At 64.7% G+C, this 12,387-nt stretch carries 7 protein-coding genes; 5 read left to right on the plus strand and 2 right to left on the minus strand.

The genetic code is table 11. The annotated features are described in order from the left end of the window. The first annotated feature begins 132 nt into the window (after nucleotides 1-132). The gene (locus D180_RS05990) at nucleotides 133-783 is read left to right on the plus strand and encodes a DUF480 domain-containing protein (RefSeq protein WP_017912074.1); all 651 of its coding nucleotides are present in this window, start codon (nucleotides 133-135) and stop codon (nucleotides 781-783) included. A 161-nt stretch (nucleotides 784-944) separates the two neighbouring features. On the opposite strand, the gene D180_RS05995 is transcribed toward D180_RS05990, so the two are convergent. Together D180_RS05995 and D180_RS06000 are read right to left on the minus strand one after the other, a co-directional pair. Continuing rightward, nucleotides 945-1,487, minus strand: coding sequence for a DinB family protein (locus tag D180_RS05995; protein WP_017912075.1), 543 nt, complete (start codon nucleotides 1,485-1,487; stop codon nucleotides 945-947). Between the two features lie 2 nt (nucleotides 1,488-1,489). Beyond that, nucleotides 1,490-2,026: a GNAT family N-acetyltransferase gene (locus D180_RS06000; protein WP_017912076.1), complete on the minus strand. Its 537-nt coding sequence runs from the start codon at nucleotides 2,024-2,026 to the stop codon at nucleotides 1,490-1,492. 215 nt (nucleotides 2,027-2,241) lie between these two features. On the opposite strand from D180_RS06000, the gene D180_RS06005 reads away from it, so the two are divergent. The 4 genes from D180_RS06005 to D180_RS23815 form a co-directional block, all read left to right on the plus strand. Further along, a complete protein-coding gene (locus D180_RS06005) occupies nucleotides 2,242-4,023 on the plus strand; it encodes an autotransporter assembly complex family protein (RefSeq protein ID WP_017912077.1) in 1,782 nt (593 codons plus the stop codon). Next, nucleotides 4,020-7,859 (plus strand): translocation/assembly module TamB domain-containing protein, encoded by a 3,840-nt coding sequence (locus D180_RS06010; RefSeq protein ID WP_017912078.1) that lies wholly within the window; start codon nucleotides 4,020-4,022, stop codon nucleotides 7,857-7,859. Before D180_RS06005 ends, D180_RS06010 begins: the two co-directional genes overlap by 4 nt. Nucleotides 7,860-7,961: 102 nt before the next feature. Next, nucleotides 7,962-12,173 (plus strand): RHS repeat domain-containing protein, encoded by a 4,212-nt coding sequence (locus D180_RS24450; RefSeq protein ID WP_226977731.1) that lies wholly within the window; start codon nucleotides 7,962-7,964, stop codon nucleotides 12,171-12,173. A gap of 10 nt (nucleotides 12,174-12,183) precedes the next feature. Next, the coding region (locus D180_RS23815) for a hypothetical protein (RefSeq protein WP_157835430.1) at nucleotides 12,184-12,387 on the plus strand (204 nt) is incomplete at its 3' end.

Consider the following 12,387-nt stretch of genomic DNA (forward strand, 5'->3'; position numbering starts at 1 on the left):
TCGACAGCAGCACCACCCTGGAGACGCGCAAGCGTTTCAAGGACACGGCACCGAGATCGGTACGGCAGCAGCCCGCAAAGCCGAAACTCTCAAGCAGTATGCTTCGCCTATGACCAGCAAGAAGCCAATACCATGACCGACACTCCCACCGTCCCCGTCCTTTCCGCCATCGAAGCCCGCGCCCTCGGCTGCCTGATCGAAAAGGAGGCGACCACGCCGGATGCGTATCCGCTCACGGTCAATGCGACGGTGGTGGCGGCCAATCAGAAGACCTCGCGCGAGCCGGTGATGACGTTGAGTCCGGGCGATGTGCAACACGCGCTGCGGCAACTGGAGGGGCGCGGGTTGGTAAGGCAGCAGTTCTCTTCGCGCGCCGAGCGCTACGAGCATCGGTTGGCGTCGGCGCTGGATCTGACCCAGCAACAGGTGGCCCTGCTCGGCCTGCTGCTGTTGCGCGGTCCGCAGACCGCCAACGAGTTGCTGACGCGGGCCGAGCGCATGGCGCGCTTCGCCGATGCGGACGATGTCCGGCATCAGTTGGAACGGCTGGCGCAGCGTCAGTTGGCGGTGCAGTTGCCGCGTGCCAGCGGGCAGCGCGAGGACCGTTACATGCACTTGCTTGCCGGTCCGGTGGACGCGGAGGCACTGGCCGCCACGTTCAAGGCGCGGCCGACCGCCTCGGGCAACGATGAGTTGGAAGGGCGGTTGCAGGCGCTGGAGGCCGAGGTGGCGGAGTTGCGTGAGATCGTGGCGCAGTTGCAGGCGCAGCTCGCGCACGGGTGACGCTGCGTGGACGGGCTTCTAAACGAAGCCTCTGGTTAACCAAAGAACGCTCACTTGTAGGAGCGGTGGCAGACCCCCCGCAAAACCGCGGCAAGGCGCGTTACTACAGGTGCCCTAAACATCAAGGCACGCACCAAGCGCAGCGCCCCGCGATCGCAGGATCACTCCACCTCCACCTGCGGAATCACCGCCAGCATATCGGTGACACCGACATCGGCACCCGCCTGGCTCAGCAGGGTGGTGGCCTGGCCACGATGGTGGGTCTGGTGGTTGAAGAAGTGCAGCAGCAGGTCGCCGAAGCGCCGGCCGTGCGATTCGCCTCGGGTGTTGCGATAGCGCAGCGCTACGTCGAGGTCGTCGGCATGCAGTTGCGACATCCACTCGGCGATCGTCGCATCCAGGGACTCGCGTTGCGTCCGCAGGTCCGCCAGGCAGTCGGCCTGCGGCGCATCCAGGGCGGTGGGGACCGGCGTGGCGGCGATGGCCTGCAGCGCCGGGTGCCGTGCCGGATGCTGGGCGAAGCGCTGCAGCCAGATCGTATCGGCCACCACCAGGTGATTGAGCGTACCCAACAGCGACCCGAAGAAGGCGCCGCGCGGCTCGGTGATCGCGGCGTCCGGCAGGGTCGCGGCCGCGGCGTAGAGACGCTGGTTCATCCATTGGCTGTAGTTGGCGAACAGCCGCAGTGTGTGCAAGGTGTCCATGCTCAGGCGTGCTCCTCGGGTGCATCCAACCCGCAATGATACAGTTCGACCTCGGCCGCCTCCGGACTCACGCGCATCCGCCCCTGGGCGACGAAGCCCAGCGCGGCGAGCAGCCGCAGCGAGCGCGCATTGCCCGGAGCCACGATGGCGTAGACGCGCGGCAGCGCGAGCAAGGTGCGCGCGTAATCCAGCACCGCGCGCGCCGCCTCGCTGGCGTAGCCCTGGCCCGCATAGGGTTGCAGCAGGGCATAGCCCAGATCAGGGGCGGGCAGGGTCGGCCGCAGCACCAGCCCCGCCACACCAAGCCAGGCGCCGTCGTCGCGGCGCTCCACCGCATACAGGCCGAAGCCGTGCTCGGCGTAGCTGCGCACCGAGCCATCGGCGAGATAGCGGCTGGCCTGCGTTTCGTCGCGCACGCCGCGGTCGCCGATGTGCGCCAGGAAGCCGGGGTCGTTGAGCAGGGCCAGCATCGGCGCGGCGTCGCGCGCGGGGTCCAGTCGGCGCAGTACGAGGCGCGCGGTGGCGATCACGGTGGACATGCGGCGTTCCTGCGGGTCGGGGCGCCAGCGTGGCGCCGTCGCCGTGGCTTGGCAAGGGCGCAGGCGCAGCGCGGTTCCCGGCGTAGACGCTCCGAATGCCGTGAGTCCGGAAAGCACGAATGCCCCTGCGCAAATGCCGTGCACCCGACATCCCGGTCACATGTAACAAACGTCTAGTTAACAGCTTCACATGGGCTGCCGGTATTCTGACGCCCATGCGACCCATCCCCCGTCTCGCCACCGTCCTGTCCCTGCTCTCCCTGGCCGGCCTCGCCGAGGCCCGCGGCGTCATCGAAAAGGTGCAGATCCAGGGCCTGAACAAGGACGAGGACGCGGCGATGATCGAGAACATCCAGGTCTCGCTGTCGCTGTACGACGCCATCGGCAAGGACCAGGGCGAGTCGCGCCTGGAGTACCTGCTGAGCCAGGCCGAACGCCAGACCCGGCAGGCGCTGGAGCCGTTCGGCTACTTCACTCCCAAGATCACCGTCGACGCGCCACGCCAGGACGACAAGCTGACCGTGGTGGTGCACGTGGACAAGGGCGAGCCGGTGCGGGTGCGCAATTTCCAGGTGGGCATCACCGGCCCGGCAGAGGACGATCGCTACCTGGGCGAGGACCTGAAGAACTTCCGGCCGCGCAAGGGCGACATCTTCGTCAGCAGCGTCTACGAGACCAGCAAGGTCACCATCACCCGGCGCCTGGCCGAGCGCGGCTACTTCGATGCCGACTTCACCCAGCGCAAGGTCGAGGTGACCCGCGCCGATCACGCTGCCGACATCGACCTGAGCTGGGACAGCGGCCGCCGCTACAACATGGGTCCGATCCGCTTCCACCAGGACTACTTCAACCAGAAGCTGTTCGATCCGCTGGTGTACTGGAAGGAAGGCAGCTACTACCACGAGGGCAAGCTCGACCGCCTGCGCGAGTCGCTGGTCAAGCTCGACTACTTCAGCGTCATCGACATCCAGCCCAAGCCGGAAGAAGCCGACGCCAACGGCGACGTGCCGGTGGACGTCAATCTCACCCGCGCCAAGCGCAGCATCTACACCGCCGGCCTCAGCTACGGCAGCGAGAGCGGCGCCGGCGTGCGCCTGGGCGTGGACCGCCGCTACGTCAACGCGCGCGGGCACAAGCTCAGCACGCAGCTGGACTACGCGCAGAAGCGCAAGAGCTTCATCACCAGCTACCGGATCCCGGCGTTCCGCTGGCTCGACGGCTGGTACACCACCTCGCTGCGCGTCTACGACGAGCAGACCGACTACATCGACCTGCGCAACGTCAAGCTCACCGGCAGCCGCAGCGGCCAGATCAACGAGCACTGGACCGCGATCGCCTCGATCAACGCCTTGCGCGAGCGCTGGCGCTACGCCACCGACGAGGTCTTCGACGGCGCGCTGTACCAGACCTCGACGCTGTTCTATCCGCAAATCGAAGCCGACTACGTCGGCGTCGACGACAAGGTGTTCCCGCGCAAGGGCTTCAGCGGCAACATCAGCCTGCGCGGCGGCGCCGAGGGTGTGGGCTCGGATGCCAGCTTCGTGCAGGCGCACATGCGAGTGAACTGGTTCCACGGCATCGGCGACAACGACCGCCTGATCCTGCGCGGCGAAGCCGGCAGCACCTGGACCGACGCCCTGGTGGCGATGCCGCCGAGCCTGCGATTCTTCGCCGGCGGCGACAACAGCATCCGCGGTTATGCGTTCCGAGAAGTCGGCCCGCGCACGCCGCGGCCGGACCGTTTCGCGCTCGGCGCCAAGCACATCCTCACCGGCAGCGCCGAGTACGAGCACTACTTCAAGGGCGGGCCCTGGGGCGGCGCGGTATTCGTCGATAGCGGCAGCGCCTTCGACGACACGCCGGACTGGCACACCGGCGTCGGCTTCGGCCTGCGCTGGCGTTCGCCGGTCGGCCCGGTGCGGGTGGACATCGCCCACGGCCTCAATGATCCCGACTCGCAGTTCCAGCTCTATCTCAACATCGGAGCAAACCTGTGAGCGCGCCGATCGAGCCGACGTCGCCCACCTCGCCGCCGCCACGGCGCCCGCGCTTCTATCGGCGCAAGCGCTTCTGGTGGGGCTCGGCGCTGACCGTGGCCGGCCTGGTGCTGCTGGCGGCGATCGCGCTGTACTGGCTACTGCAGACCGTGGCCGGGCGCGACGTGCTGCTGGCGCAGGTGGTGGCGCGGCTGCCGGCCGGCTCCACGCTCACCTGGGAGCGCGCCGAAGGACCGCTGGCCGGTCCGCTGACGTTGCACAACCTGGATTTCCGCTACAACGAGATCCACTTCACCGCCGAGCGCGCCTACCTGGATCCTGACATCCGCCCGCTGCTCGGACGCAAGCTGCAACTGGACGCGCTGGAGCTGACCAACGCCACGCTCAACCTGGCCAAGAGCGACGAACCGTTCGAACTGCCGCGCTGGCCGCAGTCGCTGCCGCAGATCGAAGTGCCGCTTGCGCTGCAGGCCGACCGCATCGCCATCGACGGCCTGCGCATCACCCAGGCGCAGCAGCCGATGATCGACATCCGCACGCTGCGCGGTGGCGTGGAAGTGGCCAACGGTGAGTTCCGTGCCACCCAGGTGGTGGTGACCAGCGACCGCGGCGATTTCCGTATCAATGGCGATTACCTGCCGGGCCAGGACTACAAGGCCGACCTCACCGCCAGCGCCGTGCTGCCGGCCGCGCGCGGGCGCACCCCGGCGCGCCTGGGCCTGGTCGCGCGCGGCGATCTGGACAAGATGGAAGTGGCCATCGCCGGCAACGCACCGGCGCCGCTGCGCGCCACGCTGGTGTTCACCGGCCGCACCGATCCGGTGTGGGAATTCGCCGCCAGCAGCAAGGCGCTGGATCCGTCGCTGTTGGTGCCGCCGGCCGACGATGCGCCGGCGTCCGTGCCGCTGGCCTTCGACCTGCGCGCCAAGGGCAAGGGCGGCAATGCCGACCTGCAGGGCGAGCTGTCGCGCGATGGACAGAAGCTGGTGCTCGATCCCTCGCACCTGAGTCTGGACAATCAGGTACTCACGGTCGCGCCGCTGCAACTACGCGCGTTCGACGGCCAACTGCGCCTGCGCGGTACCGCCGATCTGCGCGACCCGGACAACGCGCAGCTGCGTTTCGCGGTCAACGCCAGCGGCATGAGCTTCGCCACCGCGCCGGACCCGTCCACCCCGGACGCACCGGCGGTGCCGATCAAGCTGGTCGAGGCCAACCTGGGCGTGGCCGGCACGATGAAGCAATGGGCCACCTACGGCGAGGCCACCGTCGCCCGCGGCAAGGACAGCGCCAAGTTGCAGTTGGACGTGCGCGGCGACGATCGCCAGGCGCAGCTGAAGCAGGTGCGCGCGACCATGCCCAGCGGTACGCTCGACCTGGGCGGCAACGTGGCCTGGGTGCCGGAGTTGAACTGGGACGTGCAAGGCACGCTGGCCGGCTTCGACCCCGGCTATTTCGCACCGGGCTGGGACGGCAAGCTGTCCGGCACCTTCGCCTCGCAGGGCAAGCAGTTGCCGGCGCAACCGGACGGCAGCGCCGCCGGCTATCAGGCCACGCTCGACATCCCGCGCTTGAACGGACGCCTGCGCAGCCGCCCGCTCGACGCCAACGCCAAGCTCGCCCTGCAAGGCAGCCAGGGCGAAGGCAAGCTGCAACTGAGCCTGGGCGACAGCCGCCTGCAGGCGCAGGGCAAGGTCGGCGACCAGCTCGACGTGGACGCGCAACTGCAGCCGCTGCAACTGGCCGACTTGCTGCCTGGCGGCGCCGGCAGCCTGCGCGGCAGCGTGCAGGTCAAGGGCCGCCGCGACGCGCCCGATCTCACCGCCGACCTCACCGGCAACGGCGTGAAGTGGGACAGCTACAGTGCCGACAGCCTCAGCCTGCGCGGTCGCCTACCCTGGCGCGGCAATGGCGGCGAACTCGCCCTGCGCGGCAGTGCGATCAATGCCGGCGTGCTGCTGCAGACGCTGAGCGTGGATGCGCGCGGCGCGGTCGAGAACCTGCAACTCGACGCCAAGACCGAGAACGACATGGGCGCGCTGGCCCTGGCCGGGCAGGTGCGCCGCGACGGCGCGCGCTGGCAGGGCGCCTTGAACACGCTGCGCATCGCCCCGGCCAAGGGCGAACCGTGGCAACTGCGGCAGCCTGCCAATTTCAGCGTGGCCGGCAGCGCCTTCAGCCTCTCCGAGAGCTGCCTGGCCCCGGGCAGCGGCGGTGCGTTGTGCGTGTCCGCCGATTGGCCGAAGCAGGGCCTGACCCTGCGCGGTGATGCGCTGCCGCTGGCCTTGGTGCAGCCGTGGCTGCCGCCGAGCAACGGCCGCAAGATGTATCTGCGCGGTGACCTGTCCATCGACGGCAGCTTCAAGCCGGCCGGCAACGCCTGGCAGGGTTCGCTGCGCCTGGCCTCGCGCGAAGGCGGCCTGCGCCTGGGCGACAACGCGCGCGGCGAACTGCTGCGCTACGACCAGTTCAGTTTCGTCACCGATTTCAGCGCCCAGCACATCCATTCCAAGCTCGGCATCGGCTTCCAGGGCGACGGCTTCGTCGACGCCACTGTCGATACCGGCTGGGATGCGTATGCGCCGCTGACCGGCGAGATCTACATGAACATGGCGCGGCTGTACTGGCTGGAGCTGTTCTCGCCCGATCTGGTCCGGCCCAAGGGCCTGGTCGAAGGCCACGTCAGCCTGCGCGGCACCCGCTCGCAGCCGGCGATGGGCGGCGACGCCACGTTGAGCAACTTCACCGGCGAACTGCCGGCGCTGGGCCTGACCCTGAGCGAGGGCAAGGGCCGCTTCGACGCGCAGCCGGACGGCACGGCGCGCATCGTCGCCTCGGTGAAGTCCGGCGAAGGCACGCTCAACGTCGATGGCGGCCTGTCCTGGTACGGCGACCGCACGCCGCTGCAGTTGAACATCCGCGGTACCAACGTGCTGGTCTCCAACACCGCCGAACTGCGCGCGGTGGCCAATCCCGACCTGCAGTTCGGCATCGCCAACAAGACCATGATGCTGAGCGGCCAGGTCACCGTGCCCTCGGCCGACATCGACCTGGAGCGGCTGGACCGCGGCACCTCGCTGTCCGAGGACGTGGTGGTGCTGGACCCGGCCGACCCCGAGGCCACGCCGACCTCGCCGCTGGAGATGGACCTGCGCGTGACCCTGGGCGACCAGGTGAAGATGGCCGGCTTCGGCCTCAAGGGTGCGCTGACCGGCGCCATGCAGGTGCGCTCGCGGCCGGGCCGCGAAACCACCGCCACCGGCGGGCTGGACGTCAGCGGCAAGTACAAGGCGTACGGCCAGGACCTGACCATCACCCGCGGCCAGCTCACCTGGAGCAACAACATCGTCTCCGACCCGCGCATCAACATCCGCGCGCAGCGCCAGGTCGGCGACGTCACCGCCGGCATCGACGTTACCGGCCGCGCCACCGCCCCGCATGCGGACGTGTGGTCGGACCCGTCGATGTCGCAATCGGAGGCGATGTCCTACCTGGTGCTGGGCCGCAGCCTCAGCAACACCAGCAGCGCCGAAGCCGACCAGGTCACCGCCGCGGCCAGCGCCCTGTCGGCCGGCAGCGGCCTGCTCGCCTCGCAGCTCGGCGCCAGGCTCGGTTTCGACGACGCCGGCGTCAGCCAGTCGCGCACCCTCGGCGGCTCGGTGGTGGGCTTCGGCAAATATCTCTCGCCGAAACTCTACGTCAGCTACGGCGTGTCGCTGATCGGCAGCGGCTCGGTCTTGACGCTGAAATATCTGCTGGGCCGCGGCTTCGACGCCGAGGTGGAATCGAGCACGGTGGAGAACCGTGGGTCGGTGAATTGGCGGAAGGAGAAGTAGTGCGCGGCCCTGCGACGATGAAACTGCCTTGACAAATTCCGGCGGTACTGTGTAATTGACAGTGCTGCCAGCGTCGCGTTGGCACGTCTACAGGGGCAATCAATGTTCACTCAGCGGCAGGGATGGCGCACCGTCGTCCTATTCGTGTGTCTGTCCGTATCTGGTCTGCAGAACGCCCTGGCGGTCACGCCGGAAGACGAGTTCGACAAGCGCATTCGGACATCTCGTGAGATACAGCCCCTGGGCGACAAGCCTTTTGGCGAAGAAATCAGCCTTTACAACGGCGCACTGACCTTCAGGCAGGTGGATATCGATCAGCCTGGTATTGGGTTGCCGATTCAACTGATACGTACGTTCGATCCGTCCGACTCAAGCCCAAGAGAAGGAGCGGCACGGGCCTTTGCCGATTGGCGGCTGGAACTTCCTAGTATTCAAACGCTGACCACGAACGAAAATCAATTCTTTCGTGGTGATCGTTGCTCGAATTTTACCAAAGCGCCTGCAGTGGTGCTCAATGTCGGCCGTCAAGCACCGGTTATCTATACTGCCGAGCAATGGTGGGGCGGCTACCAGCTCATTATTCCCGGAATGGGGCGCCAGGATCTGCTGCGCCGAGATAGTTCAAATACGCTTTCGCCGCGGATGAAAGATGCCAGTGGCAATCAAATGTCATTCCCGATCGTCACGCGACAACATTGGATGGTCACTTGCCTTGCGCAGACTTCCAATGGGCAAGGCGGGCAGGGATTCCTGGTGGTTTCGCCCGATGGTACCAAATACTGGATGGATTGGCTGATCTACCGAGGTTACGACAATGTCGGATTCGCGCAACCCGGATTCGGGGGCGTTGCCCGCCAGATGGCGATGATGATGACGTCCCGCATTGAGGACCGCTTTGGTAACAGCCTTTCTTATCAGTACGACGCTAACGGAAATCTCGTAAAGATCCAGTCGAGTGATGGGCGTTCGCTGGTCCTGAATTATGAAACGTGGACCGGAAATAATACGTCTGATGTAGGAAGCAGAATAACCACCGCGACACTTCAGGCCTCTGACGCTCCGTCCAGAACCTGGAGTTACTCGTATGCCACGCTTTCTGACTCCAAGGTGCACTTGACCAGTGCGATCCTCCCGGATGGCAGCTCTTGGGCGATGGACGTCTCTGGGCTCGCGAGGTTTAGTGATCTTTCAACCATCACTTATGATGCTTATGACGGGTGTTCTTCGTTCAGTTATCGTCAAAGTGGGGGCTCCGCAAACATCTCGCTGAAACATCCTTCCGGATTGATAGGGAACTTTAGTGTTGGAACTTTGATCCGCGGGCGCTCTTATGTTCCGTTTTTATGTGACTCTAGCTCCCCTGGAAAGTTGACCCTCGAAATCCCCAATATTACAAAGGGTATCAACATTCTGTCTGAGCGCATTTCCGGTCCCGGTGTGTCGGAGCAGACTTGGACATATAGCTACTCGGCCCCCCAGGGGAGCTGGGCCAAGGACTGCGCATCTGGCTGCGCTACCACTGTCTGGACAGATCTTAAGTCGCCAACGGGAGCGGTAAGCCGGTATACCTTCAGTAATCGTTACGACTCTACAGAAAGTCAACTATTGAGCACCGAAATTTATGACGGTGCAGTTGGATCGACACTGCTGCGTCGTGAAGACTCGACATATGCGTCACCTTCGACAGGCCCGTGGCCCAAAGTAATAGGAAGTGTGCTACTCGATAATATCAATAGCGCTCAGGTCGGCACGATTTCTCCGGTCTCAGGTCGAGCCATCACTGAATCTGGTTCTTCCTATAATTATAAAGTGACTAGTTTCGACGTCTTTGGCCGGATGTCGGCTGCTAATCGCTACAGCCCTTGGCACCAGCGATCCGATCGTTTGGATTACAGCGATAACTACGAGAAGTGGATCCTGGGCCAGGTAGCCAAGCGCACTAATAGTGACACTGGGTTAGTGGAGTCGCAGGTCGACTACGATCCGTTAACCAGTCTGCCTGCAATTTCCTATGAGTATGGAAAGTTACGGCAGAAGTTCTATTACAACTCTGATGGAACACTCTCCTCTTCCGTTGACGGGGCTAACAATTCCACAAGCTTTTCGAATTGGAAACGGGGGGTGCCTACATCTATCCGCTTCGCTAATGGAGCGGCTATCAGCGCGAATGTAAACGACTATGGCTGGATCACATCCGTTACCGATGAGTCAGGCGCGACGACAGGCTATAGCTACGACGTGATGGGGCGCCTGACGAGCGTCACCTATCCGACAGGGGATAGTCAGAACTGGAACACGACAACGGCGACCTTCGAGCAAGTTGGGTCGTCGGAATATGGCTTGCCTGCCGGCCACTGGCGGCAAACAACCGCTACTGGAAATGCGCGGAAGGTCCTGTATTTCGATGGATTTCTGCGGCCGATTGTTACATATGAATATGACGCCGGTAATCCAGGAGCAACTGGGCGCTATCAACGTTTCTCTTATGACTATAAGGGTCGAGTGGCCTTTGCGTCATTCGCGGGAACCACTGATGCCCTCAGCGCCGGTACTAGAACGCAGTACGACACATTAGGTCGGACGACGTCTGTGTCTCTGGATTCAGAGCTGGGCACGCTGACAACATTGACCGAGTACCTAGCGGGAAATCAGACGCGCGTTACCGATCCGCGTGGCAACAAGACGGTAGCTGGCTACCAAGTGTTCGATCAGCCTGATTACAAGACGCCGGTCTGGATCCAGCATCCGGAAGGCGCCACCACCGAGATCAACCGCGACATCTTCGGCAAGCCGCTGTCCATCCGCCGCCACGACGCCAACGGCACTGTGTCGGTCACCCGCAGCTACGTCTACGACACCTACCAGCAGCTGTGCAAGACGGTGGAACCGGAAACCGGTGCCACCGCCAACGGCTACGACGCTGCCGGCAATCTCGCCTGGAGTGCGGCGGGCCTGTCGTTGCCCAGCACCACCTCATGCGATGCGGACTCGGCCTTTGCCTCCGGCCGCCGGGTCGATCGCAGCTACGACGTGCGCAACCGGATCAAGGCGCTGAGCTTCCCTGACGGCAACGGCAATCAGGCCTGGAGCTACTGGCCGGACGGGGCGGTCAAGCAGATCACCACCACCAACAACGGCGTCGCCACCTACAACAGCTACGCCTACAACAAGCGTCGCCTGCTGATTGCTGAAAGCCAGGGCCAGGCCGATGGCGAGACCTGGGCGCTGGGCTACGCCTACGATGCCAATGGCCACCTTGCCGCGCATCGCTATCCGTCGGGGCAGACGGTGGACTACGCGCCCAATGCCCTGGGTCAACCGACCCAGGCCGGCAGCTATGCCACCGGCGTGAGCTACTACCCGAATGGCGCGATCAAGCAGTTCACCTACGGCAACGGCATCGTCCACACCATGACGCAGAACGCACGTCAGTTGCCGGATACCAGCCAGGATGCCTACGGCGGCACGGCGTTCCTCAGCGATGGCTACGACTACGACGCCAATGGCAATGTCGCAGGTATAAGCGACGGCGCCACCGGCCGCAACCAGCGCGGCAACCGCACCATGACCTACGACGGCATGGATCGGCTGACCAAGGCCGAGTCGCCGATGTTCGGAACCGCCACCTATAGCTACGACGTCCTCGACAACCTGACCCACGTCGTAGCCCCCGGCCGGGATCACTACTACTGCTATGACGTCAATTGGCAGCTGACCAACGTCAAGACCGGTGGTTGCGGCGGCAGCACGGTCATCGGCATGAGCTACGACCCGCAGGGTAACCTCAGCAACAAGAACGGCCAGGCCTTCGTGTTCGACTACGGCAACCGCCTGCGCCAGGCGACCGGCAAGGAGACCTACCGCTACGACGGCAACGGCCGCCGCACGCTAGCGCTGCAGAGCGCCGGCAACATCGGCTCGCTGTACGATCAGTCCGGCGCACTGCGTTTCCAGAAGAACCAGCGCCAGTCCAAGTCCACCGACTACATCCTGTTGGGCGGCAGCCTGGTCGCCGAAGCCGACTGGCCGCTGGGGCAGCTCGCTTCGGTCAAAGACTACGTGAACTGGAGCCCGGTCTCCGGCGCGACCCGCTACGTGGTGGAGGAGAGCGTGGATGGCGTGACCTGGACCTCGGTGTACGACGGCGGCCAGGGCAACTGGACCTCGTTGGCCAGGCCGGCAGGGACCTATTCGTACCGGGTGACCGCTTGCACGGCGGACGGCAACTGCACCGCGGCTTCGAACGTGACGCACGACCAGCGACCTGCGGTGGACATCGTGCCGTTGCTGTATCAGCTGCTGTTGAACGGCTAGGTCCAGCTGGGTGACGGTTGAGCTCTTTGCTGTCGCGGCCAGAAAAGCTGTAGGCATTAAAAGCGACGAACAACGGATAAAAAAAGGGGATGAAATGAGCTTGAAGATGATTGGGTTGCTGTTGGCAATTGCAGCATCATGTTTTTCTTACGAGGCGGACGCCGCCATGCAAGTGGTCTGGACGGGGAAAATCACCTACGTCGAGAACGGCTGG

Origin of the sequence: Xanthomonas sp. SHU 166 (genome assembly GCF_000364685.1) — a bacterium.
Classification (GTDB): domain Bacteria; phylum Pseudomonadota; class Gammaproteobacteria; order Xanthomonadales; family Xanthomonadaceae; genus Xanthomonas_A; species Xanthomonas_A sontii.